24 protein-coding genes and 1 other RNA gene are annotated in these 24378 nt (G+C 58.9%); 14 read left to right on the top strand and 11 right to left on the bottom strand.

Annotation, left to right across the window (positions count from 1 at the left end):
* Positions 1–19 precede the first annotated feature (19 nt).
* Positions 20–805 (bottom strand): transporter substrate-binding domain-containing protein, encoded by a 786-nt coding sequence (locus tag V6L81_RS02410; RefSeq protein WP_095000698.1) that lies wholly within the window; start codon positions 803–805, stop codon positions 20–22.
* A 257-nt stretch (positions 806–1062) separates the two neighbouring features.
* On the opposite strand from V6L81_RS02410, the gene V6L81_RS02405 reads away from it, so the two are divergent.
* The 6 genes from V6L81_RS02405 (at position 1063) to V6L81_RS02380 (ending at position 8333) form a co-directional block, all read left to right on the top strand.
* The gene (locus V6L81_RS02405) at positions 1063–1770 is read left to right on the top strand and encodes a FadR/GntR family transcriptional regulator (RefSeq protein ID WP_095000699.1); all 708 of its coding nucleotides are present in this window, start codon (positions 1063–1065) and stop codon (positions 1768–1770) included.
* Positions 1771–1890: 120 nt separating this feature from the next.
* On the top strand, positions 1891–2220 hold the full coding sequence (trxA, locus tag V6L81_RS02400; protein WP_016783018.1) for a thioredoxin TrxA: 330 nt from the start codon (positions 1891–1893) through the stop codon (positions 2218–2220).
* A 233-nt stretch (positions 2221–2453) separates the two neighbouring features.
* The gene (rho, locus tag V6L81_RS02395) at positions 2454–3713 is read left to right on the top strand and encodes a transcription termination factor Rho (RefSeq protein ID WP_016783019.1); all 1260 of its coding nucleotides are present in this window, start codon (positions 2454–2456) and stop codon (positions 3711–3713) included.
* 121 nt (positions 3714–3834) lie between these two features.
* A complete protein-coding gene (locus V6L81_RS02390) occupies positions 3835–5829 on the top strand; it encodes an acyltransferase family protein (protein ID WP_338660456.1) in 1995 nt (664 codons plus the stop codon).
* Positions 5830–5898: 69 nt separating this feature from the next.
* Positions 5899–7365 (top strand): 4-hydroxy-3-polyprenylbenzoate decarboxylase, encoded by a 1467-nt coding sequence (gene ubiD, locus V6L81_RS02385; protein WP_095000701.1) that lies wholly within the window; start codon positions 5899–5901, stop codon positions 7363–7365.
* Positions 7365–8333 (top strand): CDP-6-deoxy-delta-3,4-glucoseen reductase, encoded by a 969-nt coding sequence (locus V6L81_RS02380; RefSeq protein ID WP_095000702.1) that lies wholly within the window; start codon positions 7365–7367, stop codon positions 8331–8333. The genes ubiD and V6L81_RS02380 overlap by 1 nt, the downstream gene beginning before the upstream one ends.
* On the opposite strand, the gene V6L81_RS02375 is transcribed toward V6L81_RS02380, so the two are convergent.
* Positions 8330–8812 carry a sn-glycerol-3-phosphate transporter gene (locus tag V6L81_RS02375; RefSeq protein WP_338660455.1) on the bottom strand — a complete coding sequence of 161 codons (483 nt, stop codon included), beginning with the start codon at positions 8810–8812 and terminating at the stop codon, positions 8330–8332. The genes V6L81_RS02380 and V6L81_RS02375 overlap by 4 nt on opposite strands.
* 314 nt (positions 8813–9126) lie before the next feature.
* Between V6L81_RS02375 and V6L81_RS02370 the strand changes: the two genes are divergently transcribed.
* Complete coding sequence (locus tag V6L81_RS02370) at positions 9127–9774, top strand: gamma-glutamylcyclotransferase (protein ID WP_095000704.1); 648 nt, start codon at positions 9127–9129, stop codon at positions 9772–9774.
* Here V6L81_RS02370 and glpT read toward each other — a convergent pair.
* Entirely contained in the window at positions 9771–11126 is a 1356-nt protein-coding gene (glpT, locus tag V6L81_RS02365) for a glycerol-3-phosphate transporter (RefSeq protein WP_095017794.1), read from the bottom strand. The two genes, V6L81_RS02370 and glpT, sit on opposite strands and share 4 nt — an antisense overlap.
* A 359-nt stretch (positions 11127–11485) precedes the next feature.
* Between glpT and V6L81_RS02360 the strand changes: the two genes are divergently transcribed.
* Entirely contained in the window at positions 11486–11857 is a 372-nt protein-coding gene (locus V6L81_RS02360) for a hypothetical protein (protein ID WP_338660454.1), read from the top strand.
* Between the two features lie 62 nt (positions 11858–11919).
* Positions 11920–12324 carry a flagellar basal body-associated protein FliL gene (locus V6L81_RS02355; protein ID WP_095000707.1) on the top strand — a complete coding sequence of 135 codons (405 nt, stop codon included), beginning with the start codon at positions 11920–11922 and terminating at the stop codon, positions 12322–12324.
* A 129-nt stretch (positions 12325–12453) separates the two neighbouring features.
* Here the strand turns inward: V6L81_RS02355 and V6L81_RS02350 are convergent, their stop codons facing one another.
* From V6L81_RS02350 to V6L81_RS02335, 4 genes are all read right to left on the bottom strand, one after another.
* Entirely contained in the window at positions 12454–13572 is a 1119-nt protein-coding gene (locus tag V6L81_RS02350) for an ABC transporter permease (protein WP_095000708.1), read from the bottom strand.
* Positions 13572–16304, bottom strand: coding sequence for a ribosome-associated ATPase/putative transporter RbbA (gene rbbA, locus V6L81_RS02345; RefSeq protein WP_338660453.1), 2733 nt, complete (start codon positions 16302–16304; stop codon positions 13572–13574). The genes V6L81_RS02350 and rbbA overlap by 1 nt, the downstream gene beginning before the upstream one ends.
* Positions 16301–17266 carry an HlyD family secretion protein gene (locus V6L81_RS02340; protein ID WP_095000710.1) on the bottom strand — a complete coding sequence of 322 codons (966 nt, stop codon included), beginning with the start codon at positions 17264–17266 and terminating at the stop codon, positions 16301–16303. Before V6L81_RS02340 ends, rbbA begins: the two co-directional genes overlap by 4 nt.
* Positions 17267–17512: 246 nt before the next feature.
* Positions 17513–17962 (bottom strand): EVE domain-containing protein, encoded by a 450-nt coding sequence (locus V6L81_RS02335; RefSeq protein WP_095000711.1) that lies wholly within the window; start codon positions 17960–17962, stop codon positions 17513–17515.
* Positions 17963–18158: 196 nt separating this feature from the next.
* Here V6L81_RS02335 and V6L81_RS02330 point away from each other — a divergent pair, with 196 nt between their 5' ends.
* Positions 18159–18308 (top strand): hypothetical protein, encoded by a 150-nt coding sequence (locus V6L81_RS02330; protein WP_095000712.1) that lies wholly within the window; start codon positions 18159–18161, stop codon positions 18306–18308.
* 43 nt (positions 18309–18351) lie between these two features.
* Here V6L81_RS02330 and V6L81_RS02325 read toward each other — a convergent pair whose 3' ends face one another.
* From V6L81_RS02325 to V6L81_RS02310, 4 genes are all read right to left on the bottom strand, one after another.
* The gene (locus V6L81_RS02325; protein WP_095017791.1) at positions 18352–18957 is read right to left on the bottom strand and encodes a 5-formyltetrahydrofolate cyclo-ligase; all 606 of its coding nucleotides are present in this window, start codon (positions 18955–18957) and stop codon (positions 18352–18354) included.
* 85 nt (positions 18958–19042) lie between these two features.
* Positions 19043–19220, bottom strand: a non-coding RNA gene (ssrS, locus tag V6L81_RS02320) — 6S RNA.
* 31 nt (positions 19221–19251) lie between these two features.
* Positions 19252–19569: a cell division protein ZapA gene (locus V6L81_RS02315; RefSeq protein WP_095038706.1), complete on the bottom strand. Its 318-nt coding sequence runs from the start codon at positions 19567–19569 to the stop codon at positions 19252–19254.
* A complete protein-coding gene (locus tag V6L81_RS02310; RefSeq protein WP_095000715.1) occupies positions 19566–19775 on the bottom strand; it encodes a TIGR02449 family protein in 210 nt (69 codons plus the stop codon). The genes V6L81_RS02315 and V6L81_RS02310 overlap by 4 nt, the downstream gene beginning before the upstream one ends.
* A gap of 134 nt (positions 19776–19909) precedes the next feature.
* Between V6L81_RS02310 and V6L81_RS02305 the strand changes: the two genes are divergently transcribed.
* From V6L81_RS02305 to V6L81_RS02290, 4 genes are all read left to right on the top strand, one after another.
* The gene (locus V6L81_RS02305) at positions 19910–20467 is read left to right on the top strand and encodes a YecA family protein (protein WP_095017790.1); all 558 of its coding nucleotides are present in this window, start codon (positions 19910–19912) and stop codon (positions 20465–20467) included.
* Between the two features lie 29 nt (positions 20468–20496).
* Positions 20497–21819: a Xaa-Pro aminopeptidase gene (pepP, locus tag V6L81_RS02300; protein WP_338660452.1), complete on the top strand. Its 1323-nt coding sequence runs from the start codon at positions 20497–20499 to the stop codon at positions 21817–21819.
* Positions 21816–23003, top strand: coding sequence for a 2-octaprenyl-6-methoxyphenyl hydroxylase (gene ubiH, locus V6L81_RS02295; protein WP_095017789.1), 1188 nt, complete (start codon positions 21816–21818; stop codon positions 23001–23003). The genes pepP and ubiH overlap by 4 nt, the downstream gene beginning before the upstream one ends.
* 86 nt (positions 23004–23089) lie before the next feature.
* A complete protein-coding gene (locus tag V6L81_RS02290) occupies positions 23090–24307 on the top strand; it encodes a 2-octaprenyl-3-methyl-6-methoxy-1,4-benzoquinol hydroxylase (RefSeq protein WP_179291770.1) in 1218 nt (405 codons plus the stop codon).
* Positions 24308–24378: the final 71 nt, after the last annotated feature.

Below are 24378 nucleotides of genomic sequence, written 5' to 3'. Positions count from 1 at the left end.
TTGACCCCGTCGCAAAGTGTCAGAGGTCAGCTGGCAGCGGCTCTTTAAGCCATTGCAGCGCGTTTTTTTCCAGGCTGCCGTCAGCCTTGGCCGTGGCCAGAATCTGGTTCACCTTGTCCAGCAACTCGGGCTGGCCCTTGTTCACGCCGACGTAGACCGGTGAATCCTTGAGCTTGAGTTTCATGGCCGGGATGCGCTTGGGGTTGCGTTCGCTGATGGCGACCATCACCACGTTGCCGCTGGCGATCAGGTCCACCTGGCCTGCCAGATACGCGGCGATGGTCGAGTTGTTGTCTTCGAAGCGTTTGATGGTCACGCCGGCTGGCGCCACGTTGGTCAGTTCGATGTCTTCGATGGCGCCACGGGTCACGCTGATGGTTTTACCCTTGAGGTCATCCAGGGTCTTGATCTGCGCGTCTGGCGGGCCAAATACGCCAAGGTAGAACGGCGCATAAGCGTGGGAAAAATCGATGACTTTTTCACGATCCGGGTTTTTGCCCAAGCTGGAAATCACTACATCGACTTTGCCGGTGGTCAGATAGGGCACACGGTTGGTGCTGTTTACGGGCGTCAGTTCAAGTTTGACCTTGAGCTGATCGGCCAGCAATTTGGCGGTGTCGATATCCAGCCCGCGAGGCTGCATGTCCGGGCCGACCGAGCCGAAGGGCGGAAAATCCTGGGGGACTGCGACCTTGAGGGTGCCGCGTGCCATCACCTCATCGAGGTCACTGGCGTGGGCCGGGGCCTGGCTCAGCATCAGGCTGGCGAACAAGGCGCAAATCAAGGCGCTGTAACGCTGGGTCATGGCAATTCTCCGGAAAGGGCGCGCGGTGGTGTGCGCCGTTGAGCCAGAGCACAGGCCATGCCAACAGGGCTTTTATGACCGCCAGGGCTGATTTCAAAAGGCATGCGGCGGTCTGACTGGTCTGAACAGTGATGACGTTTTTTGCACCTCTATCGGGCGTTTCTCACAGGGCTTGAACCGGCTTGGGGCGTGACTTGCCGAGCGTTGGCAATAGCTTTACAACTACGCCTTTCCTGAGCCGATCAAGCCGAGTTGTGATGAATTCAAGCGCACGGGCCGTACCCGAAGTGGCATTGCTGGCCATTCGTAAATTGATCGCCGAAAACGCTTTTGCGCCGGGAGATGCCTTGCCGTCGCAGCGCGAGCTGGCGGTGCAGTTGGGGGTCAGCCGGGCATCGCTGCGCGAGGCGTTATCTTCGCTCAGTGCCCTGGGCGTGATCAGTGTGCAGCCGGGTAAAGGCGTGTATGTGCAGGCCGCGCAAGCAGATGTCCCGGTTGTTCCGGTTACGGACTGGCCCTATGCAGCCCAGGCCTGCCCGCAGGATATTTTCCAGCTGCGATACGCACTGGAAGGTTTCGCTGCGGGGCTGGCGGCGGTGCGCTTGACCCGCGACGAACTGGATGTGTTGCAGGACAATGTCGAGGCAATGCGCCATGAGTTACGCGCCGGGGATTTTGAGCGTGCCGCGCAGCTGGACTTCGAGTTCCATCAACTGATCCTGCGTGCCAGTGGCAATCAGGCAATGGCCACTATGCTGATCACCCGTGGCGATATTTTTCTGGAAAGCCAGAAGCTGCCGTTTATCCGCCCGGAGCGGGCCATGGAAACCTGGCAGGAGCACCGCAAAATCCTCCGGGCCCTGGCCCGTCATGCCAGCGGCCCTGCACAAAAGGCCATGAGCGAGCACATTCGCCAGGCTGCCTCGCGAACCGGGATCGCCTTCGTCACCCCCGACGGCTCCTGAAACGGGCGATATCTGCACTCATGCACCACTATAGTGAGAGTCAATCGTCCCTCACCTTCCTGAACGCGGTGATGACAGCTATGATGTGCTACGTTTTTGCTTACAACCACGGAGACTTCCATGAGCAGCGATCTTATTAAACACGTCACCGACGCTAGCTTTGAGGCCGATGTTCTCAAGGCTGAAGGCGCTGTACTGGTCGACTACTGGGCTGAATGGTGTGGCCCTTGCAAAATGATCGCGCCGGTTCTGGACGAGATCGCAGAGACTTACAAAGGCAAGCTGACTGTTGCCAAGCTGAACATTGATGAAAACCAGGAAACCCCGGCCAAGCACGGCGTACGCGGTATTCCTACGCTGATGCTGTTCAAGAACGGCAACGTTGAAGCCACCAAGGTCGGTGCGCTGTCGAAGTCGCAGTTGGCTGCATTCCTCGACGCCAATATCTAAGCGTCGATAAAAGCCCCGCTAAATGCGGGGCTTTTTCATGGCTCAAGGACTAGACGCTATGAAACTCAAGTGGTACATTCGGCCCCGCACTGGTTTCTCCATTGCCCCCTGCAAGCCGTCGCCGACGCACTCCTTATCGAATTAGTACGCGATCCTGTCGCCTTCTCTGCGGCGCGGCCTCATTAAGCCCAAAGCTTAATTTCCCTCCCCATAAATGATTACGTCATTCCTATATGAACCTGACTGAACTCAAGCAAAAGCCGATTACCGAACTGCTCGAATTGGCCGAACAGATGGGCATAGAAAATATGGCCCGTTCGCGCAAGCAGGACGTGATTTTCTCCCTGCTCAAAAAGCACGCGAAAAGCGGCGAGGAAATCTCCGGTGATGGCGTGCTGGAGATTCTCCAGGACGGCTTCGGCTTCCTTCGCTCCGCTGACGCCTCGTACCTGGCAGGCCCTGACGATATCTACGTCTCGCCTAGCCAGATTCGACGCTTCAACTTGCGCACCGGCGACACCATCGTCGGTAAAATCCGCCCGCCAAAAGAAGGCGAGCGTTACTTCGCACTGCTGAAAGTCGACACGATCAACTACGATCGTCCCGAGAACGCGAAAAACAAGATTCTCTTCGAGAACTTGACCCCGTTGTTCCCGACCGTACGCATGAAGATGGAAATCGGTAACGGTTCCACCGAAGATCTGACCGGTCGCGTGATCGACCTCTGTGCTCCGATCGGTAAAGGTCAGCGTGGTCTGATCGTTGCTCCGCCAAAAGCGGGCAAGACCATCATGCTGCAGAACATCGCGTCGAACATTTCGCGTAACAATCCTGAAGTGCACTTGATCGTTCTGTTGATCGACGAGCGCCCTGAAGAAGTAACCGAAATGCAGCGTACCGTTCGCGGCGAAGTGGTTGCTTCCACCTTCGACGAGCCACCAACCCGCCACGTGCAGGTTGCCGAAATGGTGATCGAGAAGGCCAAGCGCCTGGTCGAACACAAAAAGGACGTGGTGATCCTGCTCGACTCCATCACCCGTCTGGCCCGTGCCTACAACACCGTTATCCCGAGCTCCGGCAAGGTACTGACCGGTGGTGTCGATGCTCACGCCCTTGAGAAGCCAAAGCGTTTCTTCGGTGCTGCGCGTAACATCGAAGAAGGCGGCTCGCTGACCATCATCGCTACCGCGCTGGTTGAAACCGGCTCGAAGATGGATGAAGTGATCTACGAAGAGTTCAAAGGCACTGGCAACATGGAACTGCCTCTGGACCGCAAGATCGCTGAAAAACGCGTCTTCCCTGCGATCAACATCAACCGCTCCGGTACCCGCCGTGAAGAGTTGCTGACTGCAGACGACGAGTTGCAACGCATGTGGATCCTGCGCAAGCTGTTGCACCCGATGGACGAAGTTGCAGCCATCGAGTTCCTGGTCGACAAGCTTAAGCAGACCAAGACCAACGATGAGTTCTTCTTGTCGATGAAACGCAAGTAACACGGTTTCTCGCACAAAAATCAGGCGCCCCGCGAGGGCGCCTTTTTTTATGCCAAAAAAAAGGAAGGTTTGTGCTTAACTTCGGTCAATAAAAACAATGTATTAGCGAAATTGAGCGTATATGACTTCTCTTGTTTATCGCAGGGACATTGATGGCCTGCGAGCTGTTGCCGTGATTGCCGTAGTACTGTTCCACTTTGGTGTGCCGGGTTTTTCAGGCGGATTCGTTGGCGTCGATGTGTTCTTCGTCATTTCCGGTTATTTGATTACCTCGATCATCTGGCGCCAGCGTGAGGCGGCACGCTTCAGTTTTGTCGAGTTTTGGGCCCGTCGCGCGCGGCGAATCCTGCCGGCCTTGTTCGTGATGATGGCCGCCGTGCTGGCTGTGGGCTGGTTCCTGATGGCACCCAAGGACTACGAAGAGCTGGGGCGTTCGGTGCGCTACCAGGTGATGTTCGTTTCCAACCTGCTGTTTATGCGCCAGGAGGGCTATTTCGATGCAGCCAGCGATCTAAAACCGCTGCTGCATACCTGGTCGCTGGCGGTTGAGGAACAGTTCTATATTGTCTTTCCCTTGCTGCTGACCCTGCTGTCCAGCCGCTTCAAGCACTGGCGGCTGGCTTTGTTCAGCCTGTTGCTGGTGTCGTTCGGGCTCAGCGTCTGGGCCGTGGCCCAGCATCCCGAGAAAGCGTTTTTCCTGTTGCCGATGCGGGCATGGGAACTGCTGGCCGGTGCCATGCTGGCGATTGCGCCTGCCAGCCAGAAGCGCCTGACCCCGGCGGCAGCGCAAGCTATCAGCCTGTTGGGCATGGGGCTGATTCTTGTTGCCGTGTTCGGCTATGACAACAGCACACCGTTCCCGGGTGCCGCGGCGTTGCTGCCCGTGCTGGGCGTGGTGGCCCTGATCTGGGCCAATGAGCATCAGAGCACCTGGGTCGGGCGTGTGTTGAGCACACGGCTAATGGTCGGGCTCGGGCTGATTTCCTATTCCTGGTATTTATGGCACTGGCCGGTTTTCGTGTTTGGCAGTTATGCCGGCGCGGAGGAGTTTGGTCCCGTGCTGACGGGCGGGTTGATTGCGCTGACGTTGATCCTCGGCTATCTGTCCTGGCGTTTTGTCGAAACGCCGTTTCGTGAGCGTCGAATATTGGCTGGCCGTCGTCAGATTCTCGTCGCGGCGGGCTTGGGCATTCTGGTGTTGGGTATCGCCGGCCAGGCGCTGCGCTGGACCGATGGCCTGCCGTCGCGTTTGTCCGAGCAGGCGTTGCAATATGCGCGGGCCAGCGAATGGCGACCTGAGCTGATGGCCTGCATCACTGATGACAAGAGCCCGGCCGACACGCCGTTCTGCCGTTACGGACAATCTCCCGCCGCGCCGGCTCAGTTGCTGGTGTGGGGCGACAGCCACGCCACGGCCCTGATCCCGGCACTAGAAGAAAGCGCTCGCCAGCATGGCGTCAATGTGATGTTGGCCAGTTCGGCCGGTTGCCTGCCGCTTGAGGGGCTGGAGCACGGTACGCGGTGCGCCGATTACAATCGTCGTGTTGAGCGCACCCTGGCGACCGAGCCAGTGCGCGACATCCTGCTGGTAGCCCGCTGGAGCCTGTACTTGTATGGCGATGCCAAGGGCGATCACGGCCATGCGTTGCGCGATGGCAATGGCCACTATGACCGCGCGGTCGCCGAACAACGGTTGGCCGATGGCTTGCGGGCGAAGGTCGAGCAACTGCGCAAGGCCGGGTACCGCGTATGGCTGATGAAGGAGGCGCCGTTGCAACCGTTCAATCCGCCGTACCGCCTGAGCCGCCTGGCGATGCTGCACCAGCCAACCGCCGATGTCGGCATGCCGGTTGAAGACCACCTCAGGCAAAAAGCGTTTATCAACCGGCTGTTTGCCGATATCGCGGCTGCTGATTCCAATGTGCAGGTACTGGACCCGACCCCGCAGTTGTGTGATGCCTCGGGGTTGTGCCGGGCCGAACAGGACGGTCATTCGTTGTATACCGATGACAATCACTTGTCCGAAATCGGCGCTCGCCTGGTTCTCCCGGCATTGGCCCCGCTGTTCGATGATCTGGCGTTGCGTGCCCCGGAGCAGGCCAATACCGCCCGCTGAGCAGCGATAAGCTGCCAGCGGCCGGCATAGCAGGTAGGATGTACGCCTATTTTAGGGGTGCCACCGTCAATGAAATTCAAGGATCTTCGGGATTTCGTGCAGCAGCTAGAGCAGCGCGGAGAATTGAAACGCATCCAGATTCCCGTTTCTCCAGTCCTGGAGATGACTGAAATCTGCGACCGCACGCTGCGTGCCAAAGGCCCGGCTTTGCTGTTCGAAAACCCGACTGGCCACACGATTCCGGTGCTCGGCAATTTGTTCGGCACGCCAGAGCGCGTGGCAATGGGCATGGGCGCCGAGTCTGTCAGCGAGCTGCGGGAAATCGGCAAGCTGCTGGCGTTCCTCAAGGAGCCCGAGCCGCCTAAAGGTCTGAAGGATGCGTGGTCCAAGTTGCCGATCTTCCGCAAGATCATTGCCATGGCGCCGAAAGTCGTCAAGGACGCGGTGTGCCAGGAAGTGGTCATTGAGGGGGATGACGTAGACCTCGCCATGCTGCCGGTGCAGCATTGCTGGCCTGGCGACGTGGCGCCCCTGATTACCTGGGGCCTGACCGTGACCAAAGGCCCTAACAAGGACCGGCAGAATCTCGGTATCTATCGTCAGCAGGTGATTGGCCGCAACAAGGTCATCATGCGCTGGTTGAGCCACCGAGGCGGTGCACTGGACTACCGTGACTGGTGCGAAAAACACCCCGGCCAGCCATTCCCGGTATCCGTGGCCCTGGGCGCAGACCCGGCGACCATTCTTGGCGCCGTGACCCCGGTGCCCGACAGCCTGTCGGAATACGCTTTTGCCGGCTTGCTGCGGGGCAATCGTACCGAACTGGTGAAGTGCCGCGGCAACGACCTGCAAGTGCCGGCCACTGCCGAGATCATCCTTGAAGGCGTGATCCACCCTGGCGAGATGGCGCCCGAAGGCCCGTACGGCGACCACACCGGTTACTACAACGAAGTGGACAGCTTCCCGGTGTTTACTGTCGAGCGCATCACTCATCGGGTCAAACCGATCTATCACAGCACCTACACCGGCCGTCCACCGGATGAGCCGGCAATTTTGGGCGTGGCGCTCAACGAAGTGTTTGTACCGATCCTGCAAAAGCAGTTCCCTGAAATCACCGACTTCTACTTGCCGCCCGAAGGCTGCTCGTACCGCATGGCCATCGTGACCATGAAAAAGCAGTATCCGGGGCACGCCAAGCGCGTAATGCTGGGTGTGTGGTCGTTTTTGCGCCAGTTCATGTACACCAAATTCGTTATCGTGACTGACGACGACATCAATGCCCGCGACTGGAACGACGTCATCTGGGCCATTACCACGCGTATGGACCCCAAGCGCGACACGGTAATGATCGACAACACGCCAATCGACTATCTCGACTTTGCCTCACCGGTTTCCGGCCTGGGTTCGAAGATGGGCCTGGATGCAACCAACAAATGGCCGGGTGAAACCACCCGTGAATGGGGTCGGGTCATCGTCAAGGATGAGGCGGTCACTCGCCGCATCGATGACATCTGGAATCAATTAGGAATAGATTGATGCGTGTAACCTTGCAGCCTTCAGGTGCGGTACTGGAAACCTTGCCTGGCGAGCGAATTCTGGATGCGGCGCAGCGTCTGGGCTATGAATGCCCGCAGAGCTGTCGCAATGGTAATTGCCACGTGTGTGCGGCCTTGCTGGTTGAAGGCCAGGTCGAGCAGGCGGGAGACGTGCGTGATCATGGCGAGTTTTATACCTGCCTGGCGGCCCCGCTTGAAGACTGTGTGGTGTTGTGGGATGGCGTGCTTGCGTTGGGAGAATTACCGGTGCGTAGCCTGGCGTGTCAGTTGACCGAGTGTGTCGATATGGGTGGCGATGTGTGGCGGGTGCGCTTGCGCGCACCTGCGGGCAAGCCGCCGCGTTATCACGCCGGGCAATACGTGATGCTGGAGCGTGAAAACGGGGACAAGTCGGCATTCTCGCTGGCCAGCGCACCGCACTCGGGGCGCGACCTGGAGTTGCATGTACTGGTGCGTGAAGACAGCGCCCGCAAGCTGATCGAGCAATTGCAGCGCAACAGGATGGTTCGCCTGGAGCTGCCGTTTGGTGACACGCACTTGTCTGAATTGCCGGACGGGCCGTTGGTGCTGATCGCTGCGGGCACCGGCATGGCGCAAATGCACAGCCTGATCGAACATTGCCGTGCCAAGGGTTTCAAGCATCCGGTGCATTTGTACTGGGGCGTGCGTCGCCCGGAAGACTTCTACACCCTGGATGAATGGGCCGAATGGGAGAAAACCCCCAACCTGTTCCTGCATAAGGTAGTGAGTGATTTGTGTGGTTGGGAAGGGCGCTGCGGCATGCTGCATGAAGCCGTGTGCGAAGACATCAGCGATCTGGCCAGTGTGCATGTATATGCCAGCGGTTCGCCGGCGATGATCTACGGCACCCTTGACGCGTTGGTAGCTGCCGGCATGGACGCGCACCAGATGCGTGCCGACGTGTTTGCCTACTGCCCACGACCTTAAAACCGCACGCCAGTGGTAATCATGGCGGCATTGAAGCCGAGCAACACCAGCTCGGCGGCTACCGGGCCGTAGTGGGCGCCGACTGAGGGAATGATCACCGGCGCAACGCCGAAGCGATTGAGGGGAATCTTGTTCTTGTACTCGCCGCGGTAACCTTGCAGCAGGCCGCCCGTCAACTTCAAGTAAACAGGATAAGTGTCGCTATCAAAGCGTTTGCCCGCGTAGGTGTAAAACGATCGCTGGCTGAATGAGTTGCGAAAGGTGGCCACTCCATAGACCAGCCCCGAAGCTTCATTGCGTTCAATACCAATCAAATCCTGATTGTTGTTGTGCTCGGAGTCAGGTGAAAAGTGTCGGGTATATACGCTGGTTTGCAGGTACCAGAACCCTTTGTCGTCCTGTGTTGTATTGTCTTGCGCCAGGGTTGTGCCGGCGTATGCGAGTATCAGTAGACAGCAGCAGAGAGCTTTTTTTCGCATTTTGCACCTTCTGGTGGTTATTTGAAGTGTGCGTAGGGTGCACAGCTAGCCAGAGGTACCTATCCTGTTTTAATTGGTGTAGGCAGTACCTAAGCAATGTCATATATGCTTGTAGGAATTTTCTTTTTCTTATTGGGTGTTTGCGCTTATTTGGCGCGTAACGGATTCTCGCCTGGTTTGAGTCGCTGGCTTGATTATCCTGTTTCGCGCCTGTCAGCAGCCTGTCCGGTTGGTCAGATCATTGAGTGTGCAGTGATATAAGATTGGTGGATTAGTTTCTGTTACGTCATGTTTGCAGGATCCATTTCCCCGTTATGACTGTTATTGAATCTGCAGGTTTAAACTCGATCTACCCCCCGCAGCTTGATCTCGGGGCACCGTTGACTCCAGAGCAACTGCTCAACTCCGTGCACAGCACCATGGCGCGCCATCAGGGCGGGCCGGTCTGGTTATTTGCTTATGGTTCATTGATCTGGCGCCCTGAGTGCACGGCGGTCGAGCGCGTGCGTGGGCGGGTGCATGGCTACCATCGCGGGCTGTATCTGTGGTCTCACGAGCATCGCGGCACACCGCAGTGGCCAGGTCTGGTTTTTGGTCTGGATCGAGGGGGGTCGTGCAGTGGCTTTGCCTATCGCTTGCCAGAAGAAAACCTGGACGCCTCACTGCATGCCTTGTGGCTTCGCGAAATGCCGGTGCCCTCGTATCGCCCGCACTGGCTGACGTGCAGACTGGACGATGGCAGCCAGGTGCAGGCCCTGGGCTTTGTGCTGGAGCGGCATTTGCCCAGCTATGCGGGCAACCTGCCGGATGACGTGTTGAGCCAGGTGTTGGCCAACGCCAGCGGGCGCTACGGCACTACTCGCGATTATGTCGAGCAGACCGTAAGTGCCCTGCGCAGCCACGCCATGCCAGATCGAAACCTGGAGGCGCGGCTCAAGCGCTGCGTACCGATTGCGCCTTAAGCGGGAGCGGTTACCGCACGTTCTTCGCTGGCCTGGTTCTTGTGGCGCAGCGTCGGGATCATGAATGCGATGGCCAGCAGGCACGCGCTGATCAGCAGCACAAAGCCGCCATCCCAACCGAAGTGGTCAACCAGATAGCCCATGGCCGCACTGGCCGCCACCGAGCCACCCAGGTAGCCGAACAGCCCTGTAAAGCCTGCGGCAGTACCTGCGGCTTTCTTCGGTGCCAGTTCCAGTGCCTGCAAACCGATCAGCATTACCGGCCCGTAAATCAGGAAGCCGATTGAAAACAGCGCGATCATGTCCACGGTCGGGTTGCCTGGCGGGTTAAGCCAGTAAACCAGGGTTGCGACGGTCACCAGCGACATAAAGACAATGCCGGTCAGCCCGCGATTGCCGCGGAAAATCTTGTCCGACATCCAGCCGCACAGCAGCGTGCCCGGAATTCCCGCCCACTCGTAGAAGAAGTAAGCCCACGACGTGGTGTCCACCGTGAAGTGCTTGGCTTCCTTCAGATAGGTCGGCGCCCAGTCCAGCACGCCGTAGCGCAGCAGGTAGACGAACACGTTGGCCAGGGCGATATACCAGAGCATTTTGTTACGCAGCACGTATTTGACGAAGATCTCTTTGGCGCTGAATTCGTCTTCATGGCTGGCGTCGTAACCCGCCGGGTAATCATTCTTGTACTGCTCGATCGGCGGCAAACCAACGGACTGTGGGGTGTCGCGCATGGTGACAAACGCAAACAGCGCCACCAGCAGCGCCACCGTGGCAGGTACATAGAAGGCCGCGTGCCAGTCGTTGAACCAGGCCATACCCAGTAAAAACAGCGGGCCGATCAGACCACCGCCCACGTTGTGGGCCACGTTCCACACCGATACCACACCGCCGCGTTCCTTCTGCGACCACCAGTGCACCATGGTACGGCCACTGGGCGGCCAACCCATGCCCTGCGCCCAGCCGTTGATAAACAGCAAAATGAACATCATGGTCACACTGGATGTTGCCCAAGGTGCGAAACCGAAAATGAACATCACTCCCGCTGAGATCATCAAGCCAAAGGGTAAAAAGAAGCGCGGGTTAGAGCGGTCGGACACCAGCCCCATGAGGAACTTGGATAAGCCGTAGGCAATGGCAATCGCTGACATTGCGACACCCAGTTGACCTCGGGTGTAGCCCTCATCGATCAAGTAGGGCATGGCCAGAGAGAAGTTTTTGCGCAGCAGGTAGTAACCCGCATAGCCAAAAAAGATACCGGCAAAGATTTGCCAGCGCAGTCGTCGGTAAGTGCTGTCTATTTTTTCTTCAGGCAGAGGCGCCTGGTGTACGGCAGGTCGGAAAAAAGCAAACATTCAAGAGCTCCAAATTTCTTGTTATATCGGCGGTGCCGAACGTTACATTTTCGTTACTGAAAATGACAGGCCTTGCCCTTTAGAGCTGAAGGAAAAATCCCACATGCGATTTTCGCTTATGAACATGTCGCCTGGGTATAAAACCCTAAGCAGGCTGGCTTCGCTGCTCGGGTCTATCTGAAAACTATCCACAGGCTCGGCGAATACAGCGGCAACAAATGTTTTCGTAGGGTTTAAATGCAAGTTCAATAGGAACAATCCCACGCTGGAATCGGAGCTCCAGGACTGAGCTATTGGCCTGCACATCAATAGAATTTCCCCTTTGCAGCCCTATGGGGGTGCGCCGCCGGGGGAAGGCTATGAAGCTTGTGCTGGGGTTTGTGGCGTTTACTGCGTGGGCTGGCGAACCTGCGCCAGATATCAACAGTGTCACCTGCCTGAAGTTAAACCGGGAAATCAGGGGCTATATGCGTCGCGGGGTCGACCTGCCTCTGGCTGAGTTGACGCTGTTCAGGCAAACCCGCAACCGGTTGATTGAAGGGTTTGAGGACGGGCTGTATTCACGCGACCAGCTATCGACTGCCATGTACGAGCTATCGAGGGATGTGGAAAAGGTGGTCAAGACCTGCCGGCGCATAGGCAGTCGTCCATTTGTGGACATGTTGCCCGCGAGCGTTCAGAAACTGCTGATGGCAACCAGAGGCACAAGTAAGTCACCCGCTGGCCGATAACGCTAGATAGGCCCTCAAGCAGCCCCGTATGCTTGCCTCCACACCGAATGAAGGAGCGAATTGTGAAAGCGTGGATCATGTTGATGCTGGCCCTGGCTTTGCCGATGGCGGCGGTCGGGGAAGAGGCGCAGGAAGGTGGCGACAAGGTCAGCTACATCAGTCTGAGCCCGCCATTTGTGGGTAACTACGGTCTGGATGGCAGTTCAAGGCTCAAGGTGTACAAGGCTGATATTTCCTTGCGCGTGACGGGTGCCGATGCAGCCAGGGCGGTCAAAGCCAATGACCCATTGATTCGTAATCAACTGGTGGGGTTGTTTACCCAGCAGACCAGCGAAACCCTGGGCAGTGTCGAGGCCAAGGAGAAGCTGCGCCAGGAAGCCTTGAAGCAGATCCGGCAGGTGATGAGCGATGAAACCGGCAAGCCGATGGTGGACGATCTGTTGTTCAACAATTTGATCGTTCAGTAAAGGCGCAGCTACGGGCTTGGCTTTTGTGTGGGAGCAGGCCTGCTCGCGATGCAAGCGCCTCGGTACTTCAGATACGTCGAGGTGAAGCTGTCGCGAGCAAGCCCGCTCCCACATAACCCGTGCCCGTGGTTACGACGCCAGACTCTTGCGAAACCGCGCCAGGGCAATGGCGAAGAACACCAGGCCGATGCCGGCCAGGGCCAGCAAGTCTGGCCACACTACGTTCACACCCGCACCGCGAAACAGTATCGCTGCGCTCAGGCTTACAAAGTGGGTCGACGGCGAGCACTGCATCACCCATTGCAACCACACAGGCATGCTGTCCAGCGGCGTACTGCCGCCCGAGAGCAAGAGCATCGGGATGATCACCGGGATGGCCAGCAAACCGAACTGCGGTGTTGAGCGGGCCAGGGTCGCAAGGAATATCCCCAGTGCGGTACTGGCAAACAAGTACAGCGCGGTAACCAGCAAAAACAGGGTCAGCGACCCCGACAGTGGCACGCCCAGCGCCCATTTCACGATGACTTCCAGCGACACCCAGGTGCACAGCACCACCACCAGCATGTTGCTCCAGATTTTTGCCAGCATGATTTCCAGCGCCGTCAGCGGCAGTACCAGCAAGTGGTCGAGGGTGCCGTGTTCGCGCTCGCGCAGCAACGCGGTGCCCGTCAGCACAATGGCCAGGATGGTAATGTTGTTAACGATCTGGATCACCGCCAAAAACCATCCGCCTTCCAGATTGGCGTTGAACAATGCCCGGCTGGAGATCAACGCCGGGGCTTTCGCCGCTGCGTCACCCTGGCCGGCATAGTTGAGCAGCTCACGCTGGAAAATCTGCCCGATATACCCTGCGCCCATAAAGGCCTGACTCATGGCGGTGGCATCGACGTTGACCTGCAGGCCGGGTTGGCGGCCTGCCAGCAAGTCGGCCTGGAAGTTGGCCGGTACATTGATCACAAAGGTGTATTGGCCGTTATCCATGGCCTGATCGAGCTGGTCATAAGGCAAGGCTTGTGGGGTTTTGAACTCCGGGGGCAGCAGCGACTCACTGAGCTTGCGTGACAGAGGGCTATGGTCTTCATCAATGATGGCAACGCTGGCGTTGTGCACGCCGATGATCGAGCTCGATGCTGGCATATAAATCGCCACGGTAAAGGCATAGAGCAAGAACATCAGCAGCACGCTGTCATGGCGCAGGCTGGTCAGTTCTTTAAGGCCAAGGCGCAGGATGTGCGAGAACTTGTGCATCAAACCTCCTGCTTCTTGAGCATGATCAGGCTCAACCCGGTAAACGCCACAAAAAAGCCGAACAATGCCAGGCATTGCGGCCACAGTTGGCGCAGGTCGAGCGCTTTGGTGAAGGTGCCTACTGCGATATCAAGGAAATGCCCGGCCGGGAACAGCATGCCCATTACCGCCGAGGCTCCTTCGAGTGAGGAGCGCGGCACCAGCAACCCGGAAAACTGAATGGTCGGCAGGCTGGTGATGATCATGGTGCCCAGGATCGCGGCGATCTGGGTGCGGGTGAAGGCGGAAATCAGCAGGCCCATGCTGGTGGTCGACAGTACATACAGCAGCCCGCCCAGCGCCAGGGTCAAGCCGCTGCCCTTGAACGGTACGCCAAACAGCCAGCGGTTCATGGCCACCAGCAACGCCAGGTTGACCAGGCTCACCGCCAGATAAGGCGCCTGTTTGCCCAGCAGGAATTCAAGGCGTGTCAGGGGTGTGGCGTAGAAGTTGGTGATGGAGCCCAGCTCTTTTTCTCGCACAATGCCCAGCGCGGTCAGCATGGCCGGGATAAACGCCAGGATTAGCGCCATCACGCCGGGGCCGATGGCATTGACGCTGATCACATCCTGGTTGTAGCGGAAACGGGTTTCCAGTTTGACTGAGGCTTGCCGGTTTTGTGCCTGGCTACTCAATGTGGCCAATTGTTCCAGGTTGGCCTGATGCACGGCCTGCACATAACTGCGGCTGGTTTCGGCGCGAAATGGCATGCCGCCATCAAGCCATGCGGCAACCGTAGGCTGGCGCCCGGCATACAAATCCCGGCCAAACCCCGGGGGGATTTCCAGGGCAATTTTTATTTCCGAGCGTTGCAGGCGTTTGTGCAACTCATCTGCACTGCGGATCGGCGTGTGTTCTTCGAAATACCGGGAGCCGCGGAATGCCTCGAGATAGGCGCGGCTTTGCGGGCTCTGATCCTGGTCGTAGACGGCGAAGGCGAGGTTTTCCACGTCCAGCGAAATGCCGTAGCCAAAAATCACCATCATGAACAGCGCGCCCAGCAAGGCAAAGGCCATGCGCACCTTGTCGCGCAGCAACTCTTTGGATTCGCGACTGGCCACGGCAATCAGCCGGGTCAGGCTGAAACCCCTTTTGCTGACCGGTGGCGGCGAATTGACCGCAGGCGTGGCGACAGGCTCGGGAGAAGAGGCCGCGCTGGCGTCCTGGTCGTTCTGGGCCTGTTCCAGGCAGGTGACAAACGCCGCTTCCAGCGTATCGCCCTGGAACTGGTGTTGTAGCGCATCGGGCGTGTCGCAGGCCAGCACCTTGCCGGCGTGCATCAACGAGATACGGTCGCAGCGCTGGGCTTCGTTCATAAAGTGTGTGGACAGGAAGATGGTCACCCCTTGCTCGCGGGACAACTCGATCAGCAAGCGCCAGAAATCATCGCGGGCGGCCGGGTCCACGCCCGAAGTCGGCTCATCGAGGATCAACACTTCCGGGCGATGCAGCACAGCCACCGCCAGAGACAGGCGCTGGCGCAAACCCAGGGGCAACTCGCCGGACTGTTGTGTGGCCACGTCGCCGAGATCGAAACGCTCGATCAATTCTTCGATACGCGGCTCGCTTTCGGCCTTGGGCAAGTCAAACAGTTGTGCGTGCAGCACCAGGTTTTGGCGCACGCTCAACTCGCCGTACAGCGAGAAGCTTTGCGACATGAAACCCACGCGCTTGCGGGTGGCCAGATCCTTGGCGTTCACCGGGTTGCCCAGCAATTTGGCGCTGCCTTCGGTGGCCGGCATCAACCCGGTGAGGACCTTCATGGTGGTGGTTTTGCCGCAACCGTTAGAGCCCAAAAAGCCAAAAATTTCGCCCCGGCCAATGGCAAAGCTGACGTTGTTCACTGCGGTGAAATCGCCGAATCTCAGGGTCAGGTCGTGGGCTTCAATGGCGATATCACTGTTGTCGCTGGTGCGCGGTGGAATCACCAGTGGCTCGCTGCTGTGGCCGCTGTCACCCTGATAGTGGGTGAAGGCCTCGTCGAGCTTGCCGGTTGTGGTGACTGCCGCCAGTTCCTGGCTCAGACCGGTGGCAATCAACTTGCCGCGATCAAGCATCAGGCAGTGTTCGAACTGCTCGGCCTCTTCCATGTAGGCCGTCGCCACCAGCAGCGTCAGTTGCGGGCGCTGGCGGCGCACATCTTCCACTAGCTCCCAGAAGCGTCGGCGTGACAGCGGGTCGACACCTGTGGTGGGCTCGTCGAGGATCAGCAGGTCGGGCTCGTGAATCAATGCGCAGCACAGCCCAAGTTTTTGTTTCATGCCGCCCGAGAGCTTGCCCGCCGGGCGCTCGGCAAAACGCTCAAGGTCGGTGGCCTTGAGCAGTTCGGCCATGCGTTGCTCGCAGTCGTCTTTCGACAGGCCAAACAGGGTGCCGAAAAAGCGGATGTTTTCGCTGATCGACAGTTCCGGGTAAAGGTTGCCACCCAGGCCCTGGGGCATAAACGCGATCAGCGGGTACAGGGTGTTGCGATGCCGGCGGTTATCAATCGGGCCGCCGAGCACCTCAAGGGTGCCCTCCTGGAGCTTCTTGACCCCGGCAATCAGCCCCAGCAGGCTCGACTTGCCCGCACCATCAGGGCCGATCAACCCGCAGCGCGTGCCTTTGGGCAGGCTGAACGTGATGTCCAGCAGCGCCTGCTGGCTGCCGTACCTGTGGCTGATGCCACTGGCGTTTAGCGCCAGATCATTCATTGCAGATTAGCCGGCCATGGTACATCGGCGGTTCGCACATAACCGGCACCCGGCATGCCCGGTTTGGCCTGGGGCACGGCACCCGGGTCGGTGAGGCGCAGCTTTACCCGGAATACCAGTTTTTGTCGCTCGTCGCGGGTTTCAACTTCTTTGGGGGTGAACTGGGATTTGGCTGCGACAAAAGTGATTTTGGCCGGCAGCGCCCGGTCTGGCAGGGCGTCGAGCACGATGCGTGCCTCAGAACCCACAGTCAATTTGCCGACCACCGAAGCGGGCATGTACAGGTTCATGTACTGGTCGCCGGGGTCGATCATCATAAATACCCGGCCGCCCGAGCCGAGGACTTCGCCAGGTTCGGCCAGGCGCAGCTGGATCACGCCGTTGATCGGTGCGCGCAGGCTGCTGTCGTCAATTTCGCTGGTCAGCTGTGCGACCTGAGCCTGGGATGAACCAATCGCGGCCTTGGCAGCCGCTACCTGGGCCTGGGCGGCGACTACTGCTGCGTTGCTGGTGTCGAATCGGGCTTGTTGCTGATCCAGTTGCTGACCGCTGGCAAAACCGCGCTGGGACAGTTGGCGAAAGCGCTTGAGTTCCTGGCTGGCCAGCAGTTTTTCGCTCTGGCGCAGTTGCACGTTGGCTTCGTTGGCGGCCAGGGTCTGGCGGGCGCGCAGCACTTCGGCTTCAGCTTGCGCACGACTGGCTTCCAGGGTGCGGGTGTCCATGCGGGCCAGCAGTTGGCCCTGGGTTACCCGGTCGCCTTCGTCAACCAGCACTTCAGCCAGACGCCCGGGGATTTTTGCTGCGATTTGCACTTCTGTGGCTTCGAGGCGGCCGTTGCCCATGCTGATGCCTTCGGGGAGGCGGTCGTGCTGGGATTTCCAATAACCGAACCCGCCTGCTGCGATCAGCAAGACAGCCAAAGGGATAACGAAATAATGGGAAATACGGTGATTGCTAGACATGCCAACATCCTGTGTCACAGAGCGCTCTAGTTTGACGGTTTCAAGCCGATTGCGACTTGATGCCAGTCAAAGGAAGTCCAGAGCGTAGACGCTAAAATCGGATGCTGCTTGTCAGGTGCAGAGCCGGAGTGTTGTAGGAGCGGGCTTGCTCGCGATGGGATCGCTGCGGCTCACCTGATAAACCACACCGTCTGAATCGAGAGCAAGCCCGCTCCCACACCAAGCCCTCTCCCACAGCGATCCGCTTTACAGCAACCCCATCACCACAGCCCATTGCTCGCCCGTCACTGGCATCACTGAAAGGCGGCTGCCTTTTTGCACCAGCGGCATTTCGGCCAGAGCGCTTTGCTGTTTGAGGTAGTCGAGTTTGATCACCCGGGGAAAGGTCTGCTCATGGGCGACCTGCAGTGCGCTCCACGGGTTTTTCTCGACGCTGGCCTTGGGGTCGAAGTAATGACTTTCAGGGTCCAGGGCCGTCGGGTCCGGATAAGCGGCCTGGACGATTCGGCCTACTCCGGCAATCCCTGGCTCGGGGCAACTGGAGTGGTAGAAAAAGAACAGGTCACCCACCGCCATGGCTCGCATGAAATTGCGCGCCTGATAGTTGCGCACACCGTCCCAGCGAGCTTCGCCGAGCTTTTGCAAATCCTTGATCGAAAATTCGTCAGGCTCGGATTTCATCAGCCAATAAGCCATCTTCTATACTCCAGAAACATGCTGTGATTATTTTGTCCGGCAACATTTGGCTAAACCGACAGTCGGTTGACGTCAGCGTTTGCTTGCGTGTGCGTGTTGCCGCAAAATGCCCGCCTTTTAAGCTTGACGCTGCTGCACGGCCTATAACAAAAACCGTTGCTGTCATCGTGTTGATTTGCCTGAAGGAGGGCAATCGATGAAACGCAAACCGGATTTACTGTGGATGCTGGTTATTTTGTTCGGTTTGGGTGTGGTTACAACAGGCTACGCGCAAAGTCTCTGGTCAAATTCGACAGACGCGCCGATTGAGCTGGCGCAACAGCAAGTACAACCCTTCAAACGCTAAAAACTGATTCCTGGGCATCGCTTTGTCAGTGATGCCTTGATTGTCAGTGGGCGACGTACCACTGCCTGTCCGAGACCGTGCCCTGCAAAGGGACATCCCAACTGGCCTGGTCCAGGCACGCCACTTTCTGACATTCGTGGGCCAGCCCCAACAGTGTCGGCTTGCGCCAGCTTTGGCGTCTTGCCTGATAGGCCAGGCTGCGGTCATAAAAACCGCCGCCCATGCCCAGCCGTCCCCCCGTCGCATCAAACCCCACCAGTGGTAGCAGCACCAGGTCCAGCGCCCAGACCTTGCGTTGGCGTGCGCGGTTGATACGGGGTTCAAGAATGCGGAAACGGTTGGGGATCAGCTTTTCGCCGGGGGCGACCCGCTGAAAGACCATTTTAGTTTTCGGCCAGGCACTGAGAACCGGCAGGTAGGTGATTTTGCCCCGACGCTGAGCTTCGCGCAGGAGCAGGCGCGGATCGATTTCACCGTCAGTGGGCAGGTACAGCGAAATGTGTTTGGCGCGGCGAAACAGCGGGTGTTGCGCCAGTTGCCGGTACAGGCCACGGGCTGCCTGGCGTTGCTCGCAGGGCGACAGGTCGCGGCGGGCTTTGCGCAGGATTCGGCGAAGTTGCGGGCGGGAAGGCGGCGCAGGTTCGTTCATATGGCGTGCTGTTCAGGATCGAGACACCGGGTGGTGGCTCGTGCAAGCCAATGCCAGCAGTTGGCTGGCATTGCGCTAGGAAATCAGGCTCCCCGACGTACCGCTGTCGGCTTGGCCCTTGAACCCGAAAGTTCAAGGTGGAAGTTGCAGTAGACCTTAAGGCTTTCCGTCTAGCGGACATGCACACCGGCCCAACGTGCAAGCTCCAGGGTAGTGCGAATCGGCTCAGGGACATCGCTAACTGGCGAATACTCCAGGGAGTGGCGCGAGTATACCCCAAAGTAACGATTTGAATCAGCTTTGGCGTTCGCTCGGATCAGTGGCCAGCACCAGATCAACGCGATCGAGCAGGTCGCGTACCTGTTCTCGGGTAGTGCTGCTGGTCTGAACTTCGGCGACTTCCTGCTTGTGCAGCAGATCATGGGTAATATTCAGTGCAGCCATTACGGCGATACGGTCGGCGCCAATGACTTTGCCGCTGCTGCGAATTTCGCGCATTTTGCCGTCCAGGTAGCGGGCGGCGCTCACCAGGTTGCTGCGTTCTTCCTGGGGGCACATGATCGAATACTCTTTATCGAGGATGTGCACGGTGACGCTACTGCTTGAACTCATGAGTCTTGCTCCAGGGCTTTGAGGCGCGAAATCATCGATTCCACCTTGTTTCTGGCGATTTCGTTTTTTTCAATGAGGTGCGCGCGTTCCTCGCGCCAAGTCTTTTCCTGAGCAGTTAAGAGTGCGTTTTGACGGTTAAGTTGCTCGACTCGGCTAATCAGCAACTCGAGTCTAGCCATCAGTGCATGCAGGTCGGTGTCTTCCATTGTGTCCTACTGTGTATTTTCTGATGGGCGGTGACTGTCAAACGAGTTGACGCCTCGATGGTCTGGCACGGCTGCCGATGCTAGGATACAAGCCCTCCATTCTAGACATAGCGCCGCTTGGCGCCTAGCTGACCATGCCTATTCAGAATTCCCCGTATCAAGCCTTTGTAACCCTGCTGACCGCCAACGGCCACTCCGTCTCGCCTGCCGAACTGCATGGCCACCTGCTGGGTCGCAGCTGTGCCGGTGCCGGTTTCGATGCCGACGCCTGGCTGGTCGAAGCTGCCGAACTGTTGGCTGGTGAGCCACAAGACAACGTACGCAATGCCTTGATCGGATTGCAAGAGATGGTCAAGGGTGAGCTGACCAGTGACGACATGACCGTCGTGCTGTTGCTGCCGACCGACGACGCACCATTGACCGAGCGCGCTGCTGCCCTGGGCCAGTGGTGCCAGGGTTTCCTGTCCGGTTTCGGTCTGACCCGCCGCGCCTATTCGCTGAGCGATGAAGCCAACGAAGTGCTGCGCGACCTGGCCGCCATCGCTCAGGTGCAAGATGCCCTGGAAGAGTCTGAAGACGGCGAAAGCGACTATATGGAAGTGATGGAATACCTGCGCGTCGCGCCGCTGTTGCTGTTCACCGAAACCAAAAAAACTGCTGACGCCGCGCCAGCCAAGCCTTCGCTGCACTGATTGATCGACAAGAGGGAAACCGTCTGCCCATGATCCATATCCCGAAATCGGAATACGCACGTCGCCGCAAGGCACTCATGGCGCAGATGGAGCCCAACAGCATTGCGATCCTGCCCGCTGCGGCGGTGGCCATTCGCAATCGCGATGTCGAACATGTTTACCGCCAGGACAGCAATTTCCAGTACCTGAGCGGCTTTCCCGAGCCTGCGGCCGTGATCGTCCTGATTCCGGGCCGGGCACATGGCGAGTACGTGCTGTTTTGTCGCGAGCGCAACGCCGAGCGTGAATTGTGGGACGGCCTGCGGGCCGGGCAGGAAGGCGCAATTCGCGACTTCGGTGCTGACGACGCGTTCCCGATCACCGATATCGACGACATCCTGCCGGGCCTGATCGAAGGCCGCAGCCGGGTGTATTCGGCGATGGGCGGCAATCCCGAATTCGATCGCAATCTGATGGAGTGGATCAACGCGATTCGTTCCAAGGCCAGCCTCGGTGCCCAGCCGCCCAACGAATTCGTTGCTCTGGATCATCTGATGCATGACATGCGCCTGTATAAATCGGCGGCAGAGCTCAAGGTCATGCGCCATGCGGCGCAAATTTCGGCTCGCGCCCATGTGCGTGCAATGCAGGCCAGCCGCGCCGGTTTGCATGAGTACAGCCTGGAGGCAGAGCTGGATTACGAATTTCGTAAAAGCGGGGCAAAAATGCCAGCCTATGGCTCGATCGTCGCCTCTGGCGATAACAGCTGCATCCTGCATTACCAGGAGAATGATGCACTGCTCAAAAGCGGCGATCTGGTGTTGATTGATGCTGGCTGCGAGATCGACTGCTACGCCAGCGATATAAGCCGTACGTTCCCGGTCAACGGCCGTTTTTCAGCGGAACAGAAAGCGATCTACGAGCTGGTTCTGGCTGCACAAGAGGCGGCAATTACCGAAATTGCCCCTGATAAACACTGGAATCAGGCCCATGAAGCCACAGTCCGGGTAATTACCGCCGGGCTGGTGGAGTTGGGGCTATTGCAGGGTGACGTTGACGAACTGATCGCCAGCGAGGCCTACAAGCCGTTTTACATGCACCGTGCTGGCCACTGGCTTGGGCTCGATGTGCATGACGTGGGTGAATACAAGGTCGAGGGTGAGTGGCGCGTGCTGGAGGCGGGCATGACCCTGACCGTCGAGCCGGGTATCTATATCAGCCCCGGCAACCTCGATGTCGCGAAAAAATGGCGCGGCATCGGCGTGCGAATCGAGGACGACGTAGTGGTCACCAAACATGGCTGTGAAATCCTGACGGGCGACGTGCCAAAAACTGTCGCCGAGATCGAAGCGTTGATGGCAGGCGCGGCATGAGCCGCGTCAATCTGGCCATTATCGGTGGCGGTCTGGTGGGGGCGAGCCTGGCGCTGGCGTTGCAGGCCGGGGCCAGGGCCCGTGGCTGGAAAATCGTATTGATCGAGCCGTTCGCCCCCGGCAACGCCTATCAGCCAAGCTACGATGCCCGCTCTTCGGCGCTCAGCTATGGTGCCCGGCTGATCTATGAACACTTGGGCCTGTGGCAGGCTATTGCTGAACGCGGTGAGCCGATCAAGGATATTCATGTATCCGATCGCGGGCGCTTCTCGACGGCTCGCTTGTCGGCCAGTGAAGAAGGTGTTCCGGCGCTGGGGTATGTGGTCGAAAACGCCTGGCTGGGCCAGTGCCTGTGGAAAAGCCTGGACCCGGACGTGATCAGCTGGCGTTGCCCGGCTGAAGTTATCCACATGCAACCGCTGGATGATGGCTATCGCCTGACCCTCAACGACGAAACCACGCTGGACTGCGATCTCGCCGTCCTGGCTGATGGTGGGCGTTCGGGGTTGCGCGAGAAACTGGGCATCCATGTGCGTCAGCAGCCCTACAACCAGAGCGCGCTGATAGCCAATATCACGCCGAGCCAGCCCCATGCTGGCATGGCGTTCGAACGTTTTACCGAAGAAGGCCCGATGGCTTTGCTGCCATTGCCTGACAACCGCTGCGCGCTGGTGTGGACGCGTTTGGGGATGGACGCGCAGCGTCTGGCAGCCCTGGATGAGCGCAGCTTTCTCAGCGAGTTGCAGGGCGTATTTGGCTATCGTCTGGGCACCCTCAAACAAGTGGGGGCGCGGCACCTGTATCCTTTGACGCTGATTGAAGCGCAGGAGCAGGTACGTCCTCATCTGGCGGTGCTGGGCAATGCGGCCCACAGCCTGCACCCGATTGCCGGACAGGGTTTCAACCTGTCCCTGCGCGATGCCCGGGCGCTGGCCGATGCCTTGTTGGGCAGTGACAAGCAACCCGGGGATTTCGCCACCCTGCTGAGTTATCAACAGGCGCAGCAACTCGACCAGCAACTGACCATCGGCTTCTCCGACAAGGTGACGCGGGTGTTTGGCAGTGAGCAGCCACTGGTGTCCTTTGGTCGCAACCTGGGCCTTCTAGGCCTTGACCTGTTGCCACCGGCCAAGCGCTGGTTTGCCCGTCAGGCAATGGGCCTGGGCACCCGCGCAGACAGTTGATGACGACCGGGGCGAGCTTGCCCCGTGTCGATCCATTTTTTCAGGTGCGGCGTACGCCGCTAGCGAGACAGGCTTAAAGCATGGAAATGCGCGCAGATCTGCTGATTGTTGGGGCCGGAATGGTCGGAAGCGCACTGGCGCTGGCGCTCAAGGACAGCGGGCTGAAAATCCTGCTGCTCGACGGTGGCCCGCTGAGCGTCAAGCCGTTTGCCAGCGAAGCGCCGTTCGAGCCTCGGGTCAGTGCCCTGTCGGCGGCCAGCCAGCGCATTTTGCAGCGTCTGGGCGCCTGGGACGGCATCATCCACCGCCGTGCCAGCCCGTACTCGCATATGCACGTGTGGGATGGCAGCGGCACCGGGCAGATCCACTTTTCGGCAGCCAGCGTGCATGCGGACGTGCTGGGCCATATCGTCGAGAACCGTGTGGTGCAGGACGCACTGCTGGAGTGCCTGCAGGGCAGTTGTATTGAAATGCTGGCCAATTCACGCCTGGAGCAGATGCGCCGTTCCGGCGACGACTGGCTGCTGACCCTGGCCGATGGCCGCACCTTGCGGGCGCCGCTGGTGATTGCCGCTGATGGCGCCAACTCGGCCGTACGTCGCCTCACCGGCTGTGAAACCCGTGAGTGGGATTACCAGCACCACGCTATCGTCACCAGCGTACGGTGTGCAGAACCGCACCAGCAGACCGCCTGGCAGCGTTTTACCGACCAAGGGCCGCTGGCATTCTTGCCGCTCGAGCGTGACGGTCAGCAGGACTGGTGCTCGATCGTATGGTCGACCACCCCCGAACAAGCCCAATACCTGATGACGCTGGATGACGCAGCGTTCAGTCGTGAGCTGGAGCTGGCTTTTGAAGGTCGTCTTGGCAGTGTGCTGAGTGCCGATCCACGGGTATGCGTGCCACTGCGCCAGCGCCATGCCAAACGCTATGTCGCCGAAGGCCTGGCGTTGATCGGTGATGCGGCGCACACCATCCACCCGCTGGCCGGGCAGGGCGTGAACCTGGGCTTCCTGGATGCAGCAGTGCTGGCCGATGTGCTGATGCACGCGGTGGACCGTGGCGAACGTTTGGCGGATGTGCGTGTGCTGAGCCGTTTCGAGCGGCGGCGCATGCCCCACAACCTGGCGCTGATGGCGGCGATGGAGGGCTTTGAACGCTTGTTCCAGGCCGACTCCCTGACCGCCCGCCTGTTGCGCAACACCGGTTTGAAATGGGTGGATAAAATGCCCGAGGCCAAGGCCCTGTTTGTGCGTCAGGCACTGGGCCTGAGTGGCGACCTGCCGCCGTTGGCCAGGCCGTAACATCTGGTAACTCCTCCGGGGCGAGTTAGGTTGAGATGGCAAATGTGATTCACTACCATTTACGCCCGATT

Source organism: Pseudomonas bubulae (assembly GCF_037023725.1).
Taxonomy (GTDB): Bacteria; Pseudomonadota; Gammaproteobacteria; order Pseudomonadales; family Pseudomonadaceae; genus Aquipseudomonas; species Aquipseudomonas bubulae.
This window is presented reverse-complemented; position numbering and strand designations above follow the sequence as displayed.

Excerpts from the sequence above, each read along its gene's own strand:
- V6L81_RS02410 (WP_095000698.1), bottom strand. The coding sequence starts at position 805 with ATGACCCAGCGTTACAGCGCCTTGATTTGCGCCTTGTTCGCCAGCCTG.
- V6L81_RS02405 (WP_095000699.1), top strand. The coding sequence starts at position 1,063 with ATGAATTCAAGCGCACGGGCCGTACCCGAAGTGGCATTGCTGGCCATT.
- trxA (WP_016783018.1), top strand. The coding sequence starts at position 1,891 with ATGAGCAGCGATCTTATTAAACACGTCACCGACGCTAGCTTTGAGGCC.
- rho (WP_016783019.1), top strand. The coding sequence starts at position 2,454 with ATGAACCTGACTGAACTCAAGCAAAAGCCGATTACCGAACTGCTCGAA.
- V6L81_RS02390 (WP_338660456.1), top strand. The coding sequence starts at position 3,835 with ATGACTTCTCTTGTTTATCGCAGGGACATTGATGGCCTGCGAGCTGTT.
- ubiD (WP_095000701.1), top strand. The coding sequence starts at position 5,899 with ATGAAATTCAAGGATCTTCGGGATTTCGTGCAGCAGCTAGAGCAGCGC.
- V6L81_RS02380 (WP_095000702.1), top strand. The coding sequence starts at position 7,365 with ATGCGTGTAACCTTGCAGCCTTCAGGTGCGGTACTGGAAACCTTGCCT.
- V6L81_RS02375 (WP_338660455.1), bottom strand. The coding sequence starts at position 8,812 with ATGCGAAAAAAAGCTCTCTGCTGCTGTCTACTGATACTCGCATACGCC.
- V6L81_RS02370 (WP_095000704.1), top strand. The coding sequence starts at position 9,127 with ATGACTGTTATTGAATCTGCAGGTTTAAACTCGATCTACCCCCCGCAG.
- glpT (WP_095017794.1), bottom strand. The coding sequence starts at position 11,126 with ATGTTTGCTTTTTTCCGACCTGCCGTACACCAGGCGCCTCTGCCTGAA.
- V6L81_RS02360 (WP_338660454.1), top strand. The coding sequence starts at position 11,486 with ATGAAGCTTGTGCTGGGGTTTGTGGCGTTTACTGCGTGGGCTGGCGAA.
- V6L81_RS02350 (WP_095000708.1), bottom strand. The coding sequence starts at position 13,572 with ATGCACAAGTTCTCGCACATCCTGCGCCTTGGCCTTAAAGAACTGACC.
- rbbA (WP_338660453.1), bottom strand. The coding sequence starts at position 16,304 with ATGAATGATCTGGCGCTAAACGCCAGTGGCATCAGCCACAGGTACGGC.
- V6L81_RS02340 (WP_095000710.1), bottom strand. The coding sequence starts at position 17,266 with ATGTCTAGCAATCACCGTATTTCCCATTATTTCGTTATCCCTTTGGCT.
- V6L81_RS02335 (WP_095000711.1), bottom strand. The coding sequence starts at position 17,962 with ATGGCTTATTGGCTGATGAAATCCGAGCCTGACGAATTTTCGATCAAG.
- V6L81_RS02330 (WP_095000712.1), top strand. The coding sequence starts at position 18,159 with ATGAAACGCAAACCGGATTTACTGTGGATGCTGGTTATTTTGTTCGGT.
- V6L81_RS02325 (WP_095017791.1), bottom strand. The coding sequence starts at position 18,957 with ATGAACGAACCTGCGCCGCCTTCCCGCCCGCAACTTCGCCGAATCCTG.
- V6L81_RS02315 (WP_095038706.1), bottom strand. The coding sequence starts at position 19,569 with ATGAGTTCAAGCAGTAGCGTCACCGTGCACATCCTCGATAAAGAGTAT.
- V6L81_RS02310 (WP_095000715.1), bottom strand. The coding sequence starts at position 19,775 with ATGGAAGACACCGACCTGCATGCACTGATGGCTAGACTCGAGTTGCTG.
- V6L81_RS02305 (WP_095017790.1), top strand. The coding sequence starts at position 19,910 with ATGCCTATTCAGAATTCCCCGTATCAAGCCTTTGTAACCCTGCTGACC.
- pepP (WP_338660452.1), top strand. The coding sequence starts at position 20,497 with ATGATCCATATCCCGAAATCGGAATACGCACGTCGCCGCAAGGCACTC.
- ubiH (WP_095017789.1), top strand. The coding sequence starts at position 21,816 with ATGAGCCGCGTCAATCTGGCCATTATCGGTGGCGGTCTGGTGGGGGCG.
- V6L81_RS02290 (WP_179291770.1), top strand. The coding sequence starts at position 23,090 with ATGCGCGCAGATCTGCTGATTGTTGGGGCCGGAATGGTCGGAAGCGCA.